11 protein-coding genes are annotated in these 16,891 nt (G+C 36.7%); 2 read left to right on the top strand and 9 right to left on the bottom strand.

The window, feature by feature from the left end; translation table 11 throughout:
- Positions 1–622: 622 nt before the first annotated feature.
- The 9 genes from BFU36_RS12385 to BFU36_RS12350 all read right to left on the bottom strand — a co-directional run bounded on the left by BFU36_RS12385 (position 623) and on the right by BFU36_RS12350 (position 14,602).
- On the bottom strand, positions 623–1,891 hold the full coding sequence (locus BFU36_RS12385; RefSeq protein WP_069284312.1) for an MFS transporter: 1,269 nt from the start codon (positions 1,889–1,891) through the stop codon (positions 623–625).
- 735 nt (positions 1,892–2,626) lie between these two features.
- Complete coding sequence (locus BFU36_RS12380; protein WP_143576785.1) at positions 2,627–3,904, bottom strand: hypothetical protein; 1,278 nt, start codon at positions 3,902–3,904, stop codon at positions 2,627–2,629.
- A gap of 111 nt (positions 3,905–4,015) precedes the next feature.
- Positions 4,016–6,289: a M1 family aminopeptidase gene (locus BFU36_RS12375; protein WP_069284310.1), complete on the bottom strand. Its 2,274-nt coding sequence runs from the start codon at positions 6,287–6,289 to the stop codon at positions 4,016–4,018.
- A gap of 889 nt (positions 6,290–7,178) precedes the next feature.
- On the bottom strand, positions 7,179–10,514 hold the full coding sequence (locus BFU36_RS12370; protein ID WP_069284309.1) for a molybdopterin dinucleotide binding domain-containing protein: 3,336 nt from the start codon (positions 10,512–10,514) through the stop codon (positions 7,179–7,181).
- 133 nt (positions 10,515–10,647) lie between these two features.
- Entirely contained in the window at positions 10,648–11,214 is a 567-nt protein-coding gene (locus BFU36_RS12365; protein WP_069284308.1) for a DUF1404 domain-containing protein, read from the bottom strand.
- A gap of 41 nt (positions 11,215–11,255) precedes the next feature.
- Entirely contained in the window at positions 11,256–12,779 is a 1,524-nt protein-coding gene (gene soxB / locus BFU36_RS12360; RefSeq protein ID WP_069284307.1) for a proton pump complex quinol oxidase subunit SoxB, read from the bottom strand.
- A 1-nt stretch (position 12,780) separates the two neighbouring features.
- The gene (gene soxA, locus BFU36_RS12355; RefSeq protein ID WP_069284306.1) at positions 12,781–13,317 is read right to left on the bottom strand and encodes a proton pump complex quinol oxidase subunit SoxA; all 537 of its coding nucleotides are present in this window, start codon (positions 13,315–13,317) and stop codon (positions 12,781–12,783) included.
- Between the two features lie 147 nt (positions 13,318–13,464).
- On the bottom strand, positions 13,465–13,611 hold the full coding sequence (locus BFU36_RS13965; RefSeq protein ID WP_156770093.1) for a hypothetical protein: 147 nt from the start codon (positions 13,609–13,611) through the stop codon (positions 13,465–13,467).
- A 310-nt stretch (positions 13,612–13,921) separates the two neighbouring features.
- Positions 13,922–14,602: a sulfocyanin gene (locus BFU36_RS12350; protein ID WP_069284305.1), complete on the bottom strand. Its 681-nt coding sequence runs from the start codon at positions 14,600–14,602 to the stop codon at positions 13,922–13,924.
- 795 nt (positions 14,603–15,397) lie between these two features.
- Between BFU36_RS12350 and BFU36_RS12345 the strand changes: the two genes are divergently transcribed.
- Both BFU36_RS12345 and BFU36_RS12340 read left to right on the top strand, forming a co-directional pair.
- Positions 15,398–16,030 (top strand): sulfocyanin-like copper-binding protein, encoded by a 633-nt coding sequence (locus tag BFU36_RS12345; RefSeq protein ID WP_069284304.1) that lies wholly within the window; start codon positions 15,398–15,400, stop codon positions 16,028–16,030.
- 141 nt (positions 16,031–16,171) lie between these two features.
- Positions 16,172–16,798 (top strand): arsenate reductase (azurin) small subunit, encoded by a 627-nt coding sequence (locus BFU36_RS12340; protein ID WP_069284303.1) that lies wholly within the window; start codon positions 16,172–16,174, stop codon positions 16,796–16,798.
- Positions 16,799–16,891 lie beyond the last annotated feature (93 nt).

Raw genomic sequence — 16,891 nt, 5'->3', positions numbered from 1 at the left:
ATCCAAGTTTAACTTACCTTAAGGAAGTTTATTAATAATAGATGATTAAATTTCAATAATAGATCATATTTAAGACAAAATACTTTAGTAATATTCAAAAAAGTGAAATTATTATTCACAAATAAAGATAAGGACCATGAGGAATTCATGAATTGAGTTTTCTATCTACTTGCCGAGTATATTATTTATAAGAAATACAGTATGTTAGATTAGATGAAAAATTTTAACTGAGTTGATAAAAGAACGGCAAACCTTTTAAGGCAGGGTAAGGTTTTTAAACTCTTTCTCTCATAAAACTCCCTTCTGGTCAACTTCATAAAGATGAGGAGCCGATCATTACTCCTGCAATACCATAGCGTCACTACAAGTTAGACTATTCCCAAATCGCTATCAAATCGGTGAGCTGACATAACTGGAAAACTGTGGACTGACCTCCTCTTTGCCTTTAAGGGCTTGCCGTTATTTTATCAACTACGAGAGGGGGGACAGTTCTTCAAATAAAAGAAGCTGATCTAAAAAGGTACTCAAGTATATCTTTAATAGCTACTTAGAATATATTACAAACTCATCTCCTCTTCTTAAAGGTTTTTCCTCATTTTGTTAAAAAATTTATTATACAATTTTAACCTCTTTCCCTCACTAGTAACATTACTATTCCTGCGAGGAATGCGAATAATGCCATGGCATATATTCCCGGCAAGAAGGAGCCCGTAAATGTTTTCAGAAATCCTACTACTATTGGTCCTACTATTCCACCTAAATTTCCTATAGCATTTATTAAACCAATAGACGCTGCTGCACCTTCTCTTTCCAATGCCTTCTGTGGTACAGCCCAGAAAGGAGAAAGGAAGCTATAAATGCCTATTGCAGCAATGGCAAATAATATGAAAGATAATACTACAATGCTGGCACTAAGGGCACTTAACGCTAGTCCTATCCCAGCTATCAAAAATACTGCAAAAGTTATGAATTTGTGATTTTGATGTCTATCTGAATATCTTGCAATGAAGACTAAGGATATTGACGCTATTATATATGGTATTATCGATAAGAAGCTGGCTATACTAGCATTAACTTTTGCTATATTACTTATTATTGTAGGAAGCCATATAGAATAGCCATACAAGCTCGTAACGCCTAAGAAATAAACTATTGCTAGTAATATTACGTCTCTAGACGCTAAGGCTTTGGTCCACTTAACTTTAATCTTACTTACTGATTCTTCCTTCATAGCTTGATCTAATGCTTCTTTTTCATCTTTACTTAACCATTTAGCATCTTTAGGAAAGTCTGTCAACAAAAGATAGGCTATTAATGCACCTATTAATGCTAAAATTCCCTCATACCAGAACAAGTACCTCCAACCTGGGTAATCTCCATATACTGCAAATATTGAACCCGCTACTAAACCACCGATTATTCCAGAAATCGGAATAGCTGCATTAAATATACTATTCGCAAATGCTCTTTCCGGCTTCAAAAACCATAAACTCAAGTAGAACATAACACCAGCATAGAATGGACCCTCAGCGATACCCAATAAGAACCTCAACACTTCAACTTGTGGTACACTGGTTACGAAACCAGTTAAGATAGTTATTATCCCCCAAGCGGTAAAAGCAATTGCGAAAATCCTCCTCACACCATATTTATTAACACCCAAATTTGAGAATATTTGAGGTATGAAGTATCCTACGAAGAATAGTGATGAGGCTAGAGACGCTATTACTCCTACCTGTTTTGCTGGAACCCCTAAATACTGGAACATCCCTGCATCTATCGCATATGAGATGTTTACTCTGTCGAGGAAGTTTACAAGATATAAAAATAAAAGTACTGGAAGTAGTCTAACTAACCTTTTAGGTCTTGACATTTCTATTAAGGATTTCATATTTGTTAGTACACAATTATGCTTAATAAATTATTCTAGGAAATTATAAGAACATCAGTATTTATTTTTTATTCTGCAAATTAATCAAAACAACATTACTAATGTCTTCATCACATCTCGTGACTCTCTCTGGATAATAATGACTGAATTATTTAAAATTCCCTAACTTGTATGAAATATTAGGAGTTAAACCAAATAGACACTCTACGTATTCTAGGATACTTACCACGCTTAGGGTTCTTAAGCCAACCCTTGTATATTGCTATAGCGTTTCTGTAACAATCTTGAGCCTAGGGTGAAGGTTATAACTCTCTTTTAAAACTTCATAAATAACCTTATGAACCTCCTTAATTAAGTTCTTGTCAAGCTTACTTTCCCTTTAACTAACTAAGCACATATCTTAATCCTTTTCTTTGAATAAGGATGATTAGGGGGGAAATCAGTAAGCTTAGTGTGCCTCGAATCCTAACCCAGCCTTCTTAGCTCCCCTACTCATAGACGAGGAGATAGGGAAAAGAGTTCATATACTTTGTTATCCCCGCTATGAATGGCGAGGCTTTCATTAATTCGTAAATGTAGACGTGAGGATTTGGAATTTAAGAAAGCCTAATGCGTAATTGAGATTTTTCATGTATAATGATATAAGCTTTACTGTTAGCACAGTTGATTGCCTTTCAAAGCGGATTCATGAACTAAAGAGAATCGGAGGTAACTACGAGCCCGTGATAAGTAGCTTTAATAAGAGAAAACCTCTTTAACTTTTTGCCAATCCTTATAGGACAAGTATATTTCTTTAACTTCACCGTTCTCCACTTCTACCTTAATCTTTACCTCATCTCTTAGAAGACCTGCATGTAAGGCAGCTTCACCCCTTTTATCATAAATGTCTTTAGCTACTCGTTGATTACCATAAAGTTCATCTAACATAATCTCTTCTCTTAGCTCTCTAATTTTCTCCTTAACCTTATCATAAAGTATTCCCAGTTCTTGATCTATTATCTTATAAGACGTATCAGAGAAAGACTTGTACACTTTATCATTAAGCTTCTTCAGAAAGCTAAACCTTACCGGTATTTCACAGGAAGAACTTACGCAAAGCTGGTATATTGCACTTAACAGAATTGATAGATAAACACTGTCAGCATCGTTTTCGCATTTATATTCAATCCTCAACTTTCTCTCCTCATACTTTATCTTGACGTCCAATCCTTTAACCTCTCTACCTCTATATTCGAATAAGGAGTAAACTAATGCAAGAGGAGAGCTCAACTTCAATGTGTTATACGCTATCTTTAGAGCAGTATCGGTCACATTAACTTGCCGAATTCTAGGCATCTCCTCTGTGAAGGGATTAGTCAATATGTATTTATCTAAGCTAGCTGGAACATAGCTGTAAAAGTCTACCTTTATCGGCTTCTCACTTATGACAGAGATTATTGATGCCAAATCCCTACTCACTGTAGAGGTTAATGTAGCTAAATGTGGTTCGCTTAACGTATTATCCACTATTATACCTTCCTCTGGAGGTTCTTCCTTTAGTCTATCATAAAGGCTAATTATTCCTGCTATATACATTAAGGAGAGATCTGAGATGGACTCGAACTTCGTAATCGGAAGATCTGACTTCACACTAATACTAGTACTAGATGGTAAGACAAATACCTCAGCGTTTATCCCATCCTTTTTAGCTATACATGATATATAATCTCTCACCTTCTTGACTAACTCAGCATAAGAGTTTACCTCATCTTTTAGCCAAATAGCTCCGTAATCTTGAAGGTCTAAATAAGCGTTTACCTTTTCTCCACACTCTATTGCGTATTGATTTATTATCCTCTTCTCCTTCTTAGCCGTAAACAGTACTGAGTCTTGGACTAGAATGTAAACTTTTTCTACCTCCTCGCTTAGAAGTTTTAAAGGTGTTAAGCCCTTTACTCTCTTGTTTACCTTCTCATAAGTTACTTCTCTCCATGAAGATGGATTTCCCCATGAAGTTATCAATACTTTATTCATACTCGCTATAGATATCAAAAGAATAAATATTTTCTGACAAGTTAATTTCACTTTTAGCTTTCTGTAACATTCTACATATTTAACAAAAAATAAGACTTTCGTTTAAACTGTTCATTTTTCACTCTCAATAGCTCTTAAGGCTGCAGCTCTAATCCTCCCGTCCTCATCCTCATTATTCGCTATCTGGATAAGTAAGTCCTTCTCTTTTAATTCGCTGAGAGAGTTTACCACAGCCGATCTAACTTCTGAGCTCTCATCCTTTATCATAACCCTCAATATCTCCCTAACCCTAGGATCCTTAAACCTCCATAAATGCTTAACTGCAGTAGCCCTAATTGTTGCTACCTCACTCCTTATACCCTTCTCTAAGACAAAGTTAAAGGAGTCATCGTCAGCAAAGTACGATAGTGACTCAATGACAGCTGAGGATATAACATGATTATGACTTGGCTCCTCAAAGTAAGACTTAATTAATTCTTTAAATCGAGTCAAACCAATCTTTCCAAGAGAGATTATTGCATCAGCTTTAACGTAATAACTCTTCTCGTCCTTGAGAAGGTTAGCTAAGAACTCTCCACTCTCTTGACTATACTTAAACTCACCTAACGCTTTAACTACTCCTCTTCTAGCCTTTGATGGTTCTACCCTTATTGAAGTTAAGTATTTTAAAGCTTCTTCATTACCAATCTTACCTAAAGCCATGGCTGACTCATACTTAACTCCCCAAAACTCATCCTTTAGTAACTCACCTAATGCTGATAATGCCTTGACGCTTGTAAACCTAGTCAAACCGTTTATCGCATTTATTTTACACATTATATCCTTGTCCCTACTCTCCTTTATCAGCATCTCCTCACCCTGCATATCATTTGTTACTTTAAACCACTTAAACTTGGGGTCTAGGCATACGTATTCACCCTCTTCCTCAACTTCTCCCTCTCCTTCTATCGTTAAAATTTTTTCACTTCCATCCCTCTTCATAACCCTAACCTCTAGAAACATGTCGTACTTTATATCGCCAGTTTGTTCTATCTTGATCCTCTTACCGTCATAATGAACGTTAACTATTGGATGACCTGCAGTATAAACGTACTGGTCAAAGAACCACGTTAAGTCCTCATTTGCCACCTCTTCCATTGCCTTTCTGAAGTCCTCAGTATCCACTGAGGAGAACTTGTATTTTTCTAAATAGTTCTTTATCCCCAGTTTAAACTTGCTGTCACCTAGGTAGCTTCTTAGGGTGTGGAGAACTAGGGCACCTTTAGGATAAGTATGCCTATCAAAAAGCTCTTCTCCCCACTTATAATAGCCTATAACTATTGGTCTTGAATACTTCTTATACTCCTCCAAATAGTCCTTTAACTTCATGTACATCTCGTAAATGAACTCGTTTTCTCCCCTAGAGTGGAGGTAATATAAAGCTTGGAAATACGTGGCAAAGCCTTCATTAAGCCAAATATTTGACCAGTGCTTCGTAGTCACTAAATCGCCAAACCATTGGTGGGCTAACTCATGCGACATTAAACTGTCACTAGAGTAGTCCATTTCAGCTATTTCGTCATGAAGAGTTTGATATGTTAAGTGCGTAGAAGTGATATACTCCATTCCTCCCCTCATTGAGAGGAGAACTATCTGTGCGTATTTGTTATAAGGATATTTCACACCAGTATATGAGGAAAAGAAAGAGATCGCGTCTTTTGTTTTAGAGAGGTTCCATAAGAACTTCTCATATCCTTTAGGTAAATAGTATTGAAGTGAAATACCGTCAAATTCCTCCTCAAAGATTGAGAAGTTACCGACGGCAACACTGTTGAGGTATGCTGAATGCGGTTTATCCATTAACCAGTGGAAGTAGTTATACTCACCCTCCTCCCACCTCTTAACTAAAACACCATTTGACACAGCTATCAAAGGCTTCTTTACCTTTATTACCTTCTCTGATGTAGCCTTCATGCCAGGGTAATCTATTACTGGAATCCAATGGGGAGCACTCATTACTTCCCCTACATTACAAGCCTCTATAATATCTTCTTTTTTGAGGAACTTAAAAGTCTTAGGCTTTTGTACTGAGTAATTTATCTCGATTAAGTTATCCCCTTGTACGTCTAAAGTGATATTTTTACCGTCATATTTATATTCATAAGGCTTATCATTTACTTTAACTGAAGAGATGTTAAAGTGAATTGCGTCAAGTTTTACCGGTCCCCATGAAGTCACATTTATCTTGGCTGACCCCTCAATTCTTTGAGAGTCTACGTCCACGAAAAGGAAGAAATTGTAGTGATTTACCTTAAACTTTAACCTCTCTGGATACACCATTTTATAGTCCTTTAGGATAAAGTTCTTACCAAGTCTCATTTGCTCCCTTTGTGGAACAAAGTCCATACCATAGGTGAGGCATGATGGGAAATAAGGTTTACTCTTATCTCAAAACCACTTAGGAAGTTAATCCTCATTGAAAGAAAGAGCGCCAAACCTCGCCTTTAGGTGGAAGGAGGTAAATCTCACATGAGATAACTATAATTACGAAACAAGGAAAGACTCTTCAAGGAGGTTAGTATCAAGTCGAATGAGAAGACAATAACCTTGTAAAAAACTTTTTGAGAAACCATTAATACATAAATCGTCTCTAATGTCAACTGTTTAAAGGGGAAAATAAGGGTAACGAGTACATTAATTGATCATTAAAAAATGCAAGGAAAAATCGTGAGGGGTAATGAAGATGTTAAGAATGGGTAACATATTTAAAATGTCGCATATGACGTAAAACTCAAAAACCTATAGAACTATTGTGATTTATAAACCTTTTTTTATATAGAGAATTCATGAGAAAGAGAGACTTAGTAGGGAACTAACCGTATTAATACTAAAATTTCATTAAAATATAAACAAGTTTTATCATTATTTTAAAATAGGCGACGTTTTTATTTTAAAGACTAGTCAAGAATGTAACGTTTTAATTAAATTACTTTACATCCCTCAAAACAATTTCCTTTTAGTCGAGTCTTCTGTCGTGTATTTTGAGAAGGATCATCTAGGCTAACGTTAAAGATAGAATAGTAAAACACTTTCGGAAGTAGTGTTTGAGATACGAAGTTAGAGTATTGGAGATTATATTTTTCCACTTCTATACCTTTCTACAGAGATTTTATTCTTAAGTGAAATTTTCATTAACTTATCGAATCATATGGAAAATTTAAAAGAAAGATTGTACAATGAGGAAAACTAGTGGTATCAACTACATGAGTTCAAAAAATAAAAATATTTTTTCTTATCAAGACGAGCTAACTTGGAACTTCACTGGCGCGAAGGTGACTTGCTGTATGTACTCTTGTGATAGTGTACCAATCTTCTTTATGTTAGCCCAAGCCCACTTGACCATTTGGTTATCAGTTACTGGGTCTACAGTTGGTGTAGTTAACTGATTAGCTCCAGGCTTCACTTCATAAGCCATTGCTACAAATACTTGCCCTTGTGGAACAGTATTAGATATCCACACTACTCCTTCTAATGATCCGAAGTCGTTGTATAATTGTATTATATCCCCGTTCTGTAATCCCTCATTCTGTGCATCAGTTGCGTTCATTTGAATTATCGGGAATGGAACTCTCTTATATATGTCGGGGATCTGATAATCAATCCATCCAGACTGAAATATTATGTTCCACCTACCGTTATTGACCCAGTACTTGTACTTCTGCTGTAATTGCTTAGCATAGCCAAACACTCCCACATAAGGCGTTGGGAACGGGTTAAAGCCATTAATTACGTATGGTAATAAGTCTTGCCATGAATAACCAAACATTGACTGTAAGTCATTAATACTTATGTAAACCACCTCTCTCGTGATTAAGGGTAATGTAGTGTTACCAACTGTTACAGCTTGGTTAGGATTAATAGTAACTTTCTCAGCCCTGAACATTCCATTAATAGCTGGTTCAGCGTAGTTAACTAACCCCCATAAGGTGAAACTACCGTCTGAGTTAGTGGTCTTGCCTAGTATTGGCAATTGAACTCCTATAGTCCTAGCCATCTTTAAGTCACTTAAGCTAACTTGAGTCCACCCTGGAGCCCAGTGTGGTACTACATATCCATAGGGCCATGAGCTGAAGTTCTTTGGACCATTTGCAACATAGTAGTCCCATATATCACTATAAATACTGAACCAATCATAATCATAGAAGTTCTCAGAGAATTGTGGTGCAACTGATAATGGTTGAGAGTTTTGAGTCATGTTTTTCATTAATGATTGCCATATTGGGTTAAACGCCATGTATAGCCTTTGTGCTTGTGGAGAACTTCCATTCCCTTCAGACTGATACATTTGATATATTACGTAAGCTATCATCGAATATATCCAAACGTCTGGCATTGCATTACCCGGTGGAGAGTGAAACGCTTCTACCAACCTCAATCTTCTGTCGTGTCCATTCCACCTTAGCTCATATATCTCACCGTGGTTAGCTACTGAGGGTAATAGTATGTGTGCAGCTCTCTCAAATACTCCGTTCTGTGGGAGTATAATATCATTACCAACTACAAATAATGAACCATTTACACTACCTAAACAGCTTATTACTGCACTAGCATACTGTTGAGGAGTAGGAACACTGGGAACTGGCTGGCTCACGGCACTAACGTTATAGGAGGAAGATGGTGTAGTCGTAGAGGAAGATGAAACACCTAGGCTTGCACTATTTTCTAAGCACTCTTGTAGTAGTCTTGCTCTATTATCAATTGTTAATCCAAGCTTAGTACCCGACATGGTTTGCTTATATGGGTTAGCTGTGAAGACCCATAATACTTTGCCATAACCGCTGTATATTAAATAGTCTACTACCGGATTATATTGGTATATCTGTGGGACTAGGGTACTGTTATATTGATTATAGAACTGTTTAATGAAGTTAACAATGTTAGTACCGTTAACTGTCATTCCCATGGACTGTAGCTGTTGAGGAGCATAAACGTGCATCGGTATGAAGAATTGTCTACTTTGACTCAAGTTGGAAGACCACGGTGGTGGTGGAGGTAATGGAAATGCAGCACCTCTTTGATGTCCAAAACCAGTAGATGTTCCACACCCTGGTCTACCGGATAATGCACCACTAATAATCGCTAAGTTTGCTATAGCGTAAATTGGAGTATAGTTACCAGACCATATGACACCCTTCTCAAACTCTATTAACGTCCTCTTATAATAAGTGTTTCCATTAGCAGTCTTTGGCTTGGCAATTAAGTCTCCCATCTGCATTATAATTTGACTAGGAACACCAGTTATCTGCTCAGCCTCTGATAGCCACTCATCTAGACTCTTTGAAGTCAAGTACTGTATATAATAGTTAAAAGTCTCCTCGTTGAAGGTGAAGCCATTCGTAGAAGCGGACTTGTATAAGTTAATGAAATAATTCACCACATCTGGATAAGTGTAGTAAATGTAAGCTGCTACAGCGTTAGCTAATTCGGCATCAGTACCGGGGTTAACTTGCACATATAACATGTAACCCCCACCATTATTGCCAGATTGTGCTGTTATTCCCTGCATAGCTTGCTGTATAGTAATTCCTAGCTTAGCAGCTACAGCGTGAACAGTTTCACTGGGCCTAGCTTCAACTATAATTATATTACCCGGCATTGCCGGCTCTCCAGATTCAAACCATTGCTTCTTCCTATCAATTGTAGCACCAGAAATATTATCAAATATATGTTGAATTAGGTTAACAGTCGAAGTAACGTACTCGTTTATGCCCCATACTACTAGAGTATCAGCAATTGAAATGTCTAGCATGCTAGCAGTGTCAGTTCCATTACCATTTGTTGCCTCCTCTAAAGCGTCCTGCGTAAACGAGAAAGCTACTTGATAATGGAACCTAATAAAGGGTGTTGCTAAACCCATGTGCAAGAATAATCCCGGCATTAAATTACTTACTATACCTCCACCTTGACCTCCACCGTGATCAGCCCTTATACCCAATACTTGAATTGCAGCAGGACCTACTGGGTCTGGGTAGGTAAAGTTCTCGTTGTCTAGGAAATATTTAATGATAGTTGCAATTGCCTCAATCGCATAGCTCCACGATATTGGCTGTAAACTATTGTTCCACCTCAGTAATGGTGTAGTTATCCTAGATTGATAGACCGCGAAGCCAGAGGCAACATCTTTGAATGGGCTCCAAATCCTTTGAGCGTTTCTCCCTCCTCTGGTGGAGTAGTTCCCTTCATTAGCTGGACACTCTGAGCTTGGAACTTCTATTATGTATACTTCCTCCCAGCTCTTAGTATTAGTGTTATATCTGATAGTTTTAGTTACCATACCTTCTCCAATCCATGGGGTACCGTAGTTAGCGCTTAATGGTATTAACTGCTGTGTGTAATCAGCCTGATAGTTCTGCAAGTTCCTATTGAATACTTTATCAACTAGATTATATACAACAGCGTTCTGTCCCTTTGCAGGACTACCCTCTTGTCCAACGGGGAATACAAAAACATCATATCCACAGCCTACATTACAGAATCTACAAGTGACGTGATATCTCTCAGCAGTTACAGGAGGTAGTGGAATCCTTCTATTAGGGACTGGACTATACTGCGTAGTAGAAGATGAGCTCATCTACTTTCACCATTATCAAAAGAATTAAGTGTTTTAACTTTTTAAAACTACCGTATATATATATAGTTAAACATATTTAACAGCTTATTCCATTTGAACTAAAAATTAATAAATCTTAAGAATAAAAAATTAGCTAAAAAATAGAAATATCCTTTAATAGTCTAATTATAACATATGCTAGAAACAAGTTCATAATAATAAACATCATAATGCCAACTCCAAAAAGTGCTGAAGGTCCCCAAGCTAAAGAGGGAAAGTATACATTAGAGTACTGTGGATAACCTAAAATGAAGAAAATACTTAATAGAGTATCCCCAAGCATATATAATGCAAACAATATGACCTTACTTCTAAGGCTAGCTACAGGTATGAACGAACCAGCTAATAAACCCCCTAGAAAGAGGGTAGCCTCACATAATAGCCTAAAAGTTATACTAGCCCCTGCTAAGTCAAAGAATAGGGGGTAGTGCCAGAATATAGCTGGGATAACACCTAATATAAGAGTATGTATTGAACCCTTAAAGAACTTAGATCCAAATATTAGCCCAGCTAAGTAAAGAGCATAATGATCTAACATGTAGATTATTGGATTTATCCCTTGTAAGACTTCCATTACTGGATTAACAAAGATCACTATCAAGGCTACGGATAATGCTAAGGTCTTATAATTTTCCCTAACATTTCCGTTATAGGATAACATATATATAAATAGGAAATGCAGAAAAAAAGTTTTTCTTTATTTTATTTTTTATTCTCTGCCATTACTCCGGGCATACTTCCAGCAGAAACTTTACCTTCAATACCGGGTAACTCCCAGAAAGAGTCCAACTTTATCCTCAATAAAGTAGCTAGTACGGGAATCATTATCATAACGAAGCTAGCCCCCATCATAATCGCATATATCGACATGGCATCCATATATGGCAAGAACTTTAGCGGATAAGCCATCCACCTCCTCAGTAGTCCTAGATAACCGGCAATGCTCATCGTATATCCTAACAGGAAAGCACCTATAGTCCACATTATCACTCCACCCCCTATTAGACCGGTAGATAAGCTAGATAATGAGATACCTCCCATTCTCTCAGATAGCATTCCTAGGAATGAGGTTAAATAACCTAGGAATATTATAGTCCATATCATCAAGTGGAAGTGTCCAACTACATAATAACTGTTGTGAACTAACACGTTCAATGGATTTATTGGTAACATTAGCGCTTGTAACCCTGCTAATATAAACCCTAATAAGGCTATCAGTGCGGTAAGGCCTACAGGGTTCTTCCACTCATATCCTTTACCTAGCAATATAGTTAAGCCTAAGTTTAGTACAGTTAAACCTGAACCGGCAGCTAGTATTAAAGTAGTCGGGGTAATGAATGCCCTTAAAACTACTGGCAAAGGCCAAGTCTGTAAGTGGTGGACCCAAGCTAACATCGAGAAAGTGAATAGTAAAGCTATGTTCCACCTCGCCCACCTTTCGCTATAAAGTTGTCTTCCTGCGAACTTAGGTATGAAGTAATATAATCCACCAAAGGCAGCGAAGGGAACGTAGTACACTACTGGGTGTCCAAAGAACCAGAACAAGACTACCCATGTTAATGGGTTAACTGGTACTGAAGCCCAGAAGTATAATACATACCACAGCTCAGCTGCAGCTAATGCTAAGATGGTTATAAAGACTAATGCACCACCAAAAGCCATGCCGTAAGCTGCAAATATCGGTATCTTACCCTCCTTAGGTCTGGTCTTATAGCCATCAATAAACATTGTTATAGAGCCTATCGCAACTCCTATCGAGTTAAGGAACATCATGAAGTAAGCTAAGCCTATTAACTTCCCTGCTAATGATGGAGCAAAGGATCCAAAGTATAACCAACTACCAAGCTGTAACGATAGAGGAGGATACATATACCAACCCGTCATCGGTCCTCCTAGGAATGTTATTATCATCGGCAAATTTATCAAGTAGAATGAGAGAGCTACTAGTTTATAGCTTAATACATTCATATTACTTTTATACAACGAATATGCTAGTAATGATAATGCTAGGTCTGGAACAATTATATACATTGCAGTAGATCCGTGCATAGTTACAAGAAAGTAATACAACGGGGCTACCTTATAACCCAGTGTTGGGTTAGTGTGTGGACTTATTAAGATAGTCCTAAACCATAGTGCAGCAACACCCATTACGGCTAACCATACTAGACCAGCTATTCCATAAGCTAAGGCAACACCTAAAGTAGTCTTAGGATATAGTTTCATTTCACATCACCCACAGATAACCATACATATAAGAATGTCCTATCCCACAATATTCCGCACAGTGAAAAGTGTAGTTACCAGGGGTTGAGGGAGAGAAGAAGAATGAATAACTGTTTATTCCAGGGACAATGTTAACGTTCTGAGCCCCGTGAGGTAACCTTATATAAAATCCGTGGACAACATTATTACTGTATAAAATGAACAGCACTGGCTGATTTGGATACACTTTTATGTAAGGATAGCCATGGACGTAAGTTATCACTTGTGAAGTAACAGAAATATTTTCCATAGTCCCATTAGGCAAGTAAATTATTTCAGTAGCGTTATTTGGCAAGAAAGCCCACTGTATCGCAGCCATGTAAATTACTACTGTACCATTAGGCAAAGGTTTAGGCACTCCGCTAGCTAGCGGAAGACCATATCTGTAGGTCGCACTACTTCCATTGACTATTGTGAAGTAAGATAAACCAGTAAAAATAGTAACTAACACTAACATAACTATAAACCATATCTTCTCCCAATCCTTATGATTACTCATAACTAACACTTCCTATATATATCTACCAAATTTAATTAAAAAGTTTTTTGGTTGCTAATGTATTTATACATTTTAAAAACTCATTTGAATATTCGCAAATTATTGAGACAAAATCATAATAATTAATTATAAAAAGAAATAATGTTTCTAAAAAACCTTCTTCCTATATATCAAGTAAAAGACTAACCCCGATGCTATTGCTATTCCGGCAAGACCAAATCCAAACACATCTTGAAACCCTATACTTGCAGGCGTTGCATACGTAGCCACTTGAAACACTATCATGTTCATCACACTATAATAACTAAAAACGCATTAAAAAACTTTTCTTTCTTTTATTTTACTTTACTTTAAAAAGAAATATCGTTAAATATTATAGAAACATATTGATACATAAACAAAATAGATAAGTATAGAAATTAGTAAAAACAATATTAATAAGGAATAAAACTTATCTTTGGGTCAAGAAGCAAAGGCTCTTAGAATATAAACTCAACATGATAGAATGAGTCCAATATATATAAAACGTCAATCCTCTAATCCCGGCTCACAACGCAACAATACATTAGAAAAATAATAATATGTTTTAAAAAAAGGGTTTAATTTATTCTACTATTGCGTAGGGTGTTGTTATTGAGCTTGATACTTCTATTACACCCCACATTCCACTTGAAGCATGACCTTCTACTCCACAAGCAAACCAGTATACCCCGGGATTTAGCGTAATTGAACCACTTGCAGTTTGCCCACTTGAAATACCGTTATACAAATAGTTTGAACTAGTAGCCCCAACATACAATAATATGTTGCCATCTTGACCAACATCAGTACCTGGCGTAGCAGTAGTGTTCTGTATGATTAAGAAGTTATGTGGCAAACCCTCCTCATTAGTGAAATAAACAATAACAGTCCAACCAGCAGGGATATAAATATGAAGATTACCATCACTAGTACCATTAAAGTTGAAAGGATTACTACTACTCTCAGCAACTATGTACAAGAAAACAGTCTTATTAGAAGGATTATAAGGTAAAGCATAAGCACCAGAAGGAAGAGAAGAAGTCATACTAGTTGTCGTAGTAGTAGTTGTCGTAGTAGTGCTCGTTGTAGTAGTGTTAGTCGTCATACTCGTTGTCATAGTGTAAGAAACCGTGGTAGGTGGTAGAGTAGTAGTGCTTACAACTGGTGAAACAGGCCTTACAGCTACTACATAATAAGCTGCTACAGCTACTAAGATTATTGCTATTACTATTGCTACCACTACTGGAGTATCTACCTTAGCCATTTCTCATCAACTCTTAAAACAACTTATATAAGTAATAATTTTTAAATTTTATCATAACAATTACTTCAGACAGAACTAGAGCATTTTAGGATGTCATAGCAGAATTAAAATGAGAAAACGGAATCTCCACGTGGAGAATATTTTAAGAATTATATCTAGAGATAGTGTAAGAGAAAGTACTAATTTAAGGTATCTACGTGTGGGCAACAATTTGGTTGTTTTGATATAAATTGAATTTTCTTTATTGTGGAAAAGTATTTTTAGGGTTATTTATTGGGACGAGAATAGGTTTGATTTCCTAGGACTCACCTAACTCAATGAGAAACACAATAGCAAGATGGCTGAAAATATTCTTCCACAATAGACTCTCGTATAAGTAAAAAATTTTATAGTTGGACGAAATTGTTGCACATAAAGTTTTTAGAGTCAATTCTATATGTAAATGAGAGGGATTCTCTTCATCTCCAAACGAGAATCGATGAGAGGAACCGATGAACTACCCTAAGGGAACCCTCTACGGGAAGGAAGTCGGAAGATGAGAAGAGGCCCTCGTTTTTTAGGATAGAAAGTAAGTGAGGATAAACACTAGGAAAACATAGTCTTTATGAAGATTATTACCATTAATAAGGTCATATATCGTATAACTAGTAGAATGCGGAGAAAGTTTTTGTATTAACTGACATCACTTAGAGAACAAATAACACATTCTAGATTCCTAACGTGGTGTTCTTTAGAGAGTATAGTTGAAAAGTAAGTTTAAATACCCTAAATTAGTTTAATTTATTTTGATATATTATGAGCAAAATAGGCATAGCTATCATAGTGATAATATTTGTTGGGACTGCAGTGATGGCAGGTTTTTTAGCATATAACTTTTCGATCGTCTATTTCCCATTGCCTAAAGTCTCTAAAGCCCCAATATTATCTAAGGTTATACATACTACGAGTACTACTACGACAACTAGTATGACTTCTTCTCTTCCTTCTGGTGCTTATGCTTTACCTTATAATCCTTCTAATAAGACTGTTTTCTTGTACATAGTTGCTGAGAGTAGTAGTAATCCTTTCAACTTTAATGGTACTAGTGATGGTAATCTTCATATTTATATCCCTGCTGGTTGGACTGTTATTGTTTATTTCACTAATGAGGAGGGTTTGCCACATAACTTCTTAATCATACAGAACACTACTGCTACGCCAGGTACTGATGTTGGTCAAGATGGCAACATATTATTGTATGTCGGGGCTACTAGTTCAAACTATTTGTATAACGGTATTTCAAGTGGGCAAACTGCAAGTGGTTCAATTACGCTAAATCCCGGGGTATACTGGTTTGCTTGTGGAGTAGAAGGTCATGCTTCAAGTGGAATGTGGGGTGTAATAGAAGTATCAAGCTCAATAACAACACCCTACGCAATAGTAGAATAAATTAAACCCTTTTTTTAAAACATATTATTTCTGGGCTATTATTTGATATCATGACCTAATTGAATTATTGTTTAATATGTATAACTATACATATCCGCAAAACATTTATAAGTGGACTATACCATATTAAAATGGTAAGTTATGAGTAGCAAAGAAGAGAAGAAAGGTTCTAATGGAAAGGATCCTGATCCAAATAGGAGGGCTATTATAATCGGTGGAGCTGCTGCGGTTGCCGGTATCGCAGCTGGAATTGTAATAGGTGGTGAAGCTTTCCCTAGAGTTTATAGGGTACAAGAGGTGGTTCCTCAAGTACAGACTACGACTGTTACATCTACTGTTACGCAACAAGTTGTCGCTCAATATCAGAAGCAGTTGATAGCTAATTATAGTGAACTCTCAGTTGGGGTTCCTAAATTAACTACATATATGGGATATCCTATTGTTGTTGTCAGAACGGGTACTCCTTCAATTGGAGGAGTTGGACCAAACGGTGATGTTGTAGCCTTCAGTGCTGTCTGTGTCCACATGGGAGGTCCTGTTCAATATGACCCTAATACTAATTGTGGTGTTTGCCCATATCACTATTCTCAATACGACTTCACTAGGGGAGGGATGCAGGTAGTGGGTCATCCTAATCAGTATCTTCCGCAGGTTATATTGGAATATGATAGTTCAACTGGGAATATTTATGCTTTAGGCTTTAATAGGCTTCTATACGGAGTTTATGATAACGTACTACAGGCTTCGACATCCTCCTCAACTTCATAAAAAGGTTATAAGTTTTTTAATAATTTTTACTACCCTTCTTCAAATTATAGTAAACGAGAATTATGGTTTTCTCGTAAACGCTTTAGCAAAAGA

Source organism: Sulfolobus sp. A20 (assembly GCF_001719125.1).
Lineage (GTDB): Archaea > Thermoproteota > Thermoprotei_A > Sulfolobales > Sulfolobaceae > Saccharolobus.
Note: the sequence above shows the minus strand (reverse complement) of the source record. Positions and strands in the feature narration are given on the sequence as shown.

Bases quoted from the DNA above. Each gene is read 5' to 3' on its own strand.
- BFU36_RS12375 (WP_069284310.1), bottom strand. From the start codon at position 6,289: ATGGACTTTGTTCCACAAAGGGAGCAAATGAGACTTGGTAAGAACTTT.
- BFU36_RS12340 (WP_069284303.1), top strand. From the start codon at position 16,172: ATGAGTAGCAAAGAAGAGAAGAAAGGTTCTAATGGAAAGGATCCTGAT.
- BFU36_RS12370 (WP_069284309.1), bottom strand. From the start codon at position 10,514: ATGAGCTCATCTTCTACTACGCAGTATAGTCCAGTCCCTAATAGAAGG.
- BFU36_RS12380 (WP_143576785.1), bottom strand. From the start codon at position 3,904: ATGAATAAAGTATTGATAACTTCATGGGGAAATCCATCTTCATGGAGA.
- BFU36_RS12385 (WP_069284312.1), bottom strand. From the start codon at position 1,891: ATGAAATCCTTAATAGAAATGTCAAGACCTAAAAGGTTAGTTAGACTA.
- BFU36_RS12365 (WP_069284308.1), bottom strand. From the start codon at position 11,214: ATGTTATCCTATAACGGAAATGTTAGGGAAAATTATAAGACCTTAGCA.
- soxA (WP_069284306.1), bottom strand. From the start codon at position 13,317: ATGAGTAATCATAAGGATTGGGAGAAGATATGGTTTATAGTTATGTTA.
- soxB (WP_069284307.1), bottom strand. From the start codon at position 12,779: ATGAAACTATATCCTAAGACTACTTTAGGTGTTGCCTTAGCTTATGGA.
- BFU36_RS12350 (WP_069284305.1), bottom strand. From the start codon at position 14,602: ATGGCTAAGGTAGATACTCCAGTAGTGGTAGCAATAGTAATAGCAATA.
- BFU36_RS12345 (WP_069284304.1), top strand. From the start codon at position 15,398: ATGAGCAAAATAGGCATAGCTATCATAGTGATAATATTTGTTGGGACT.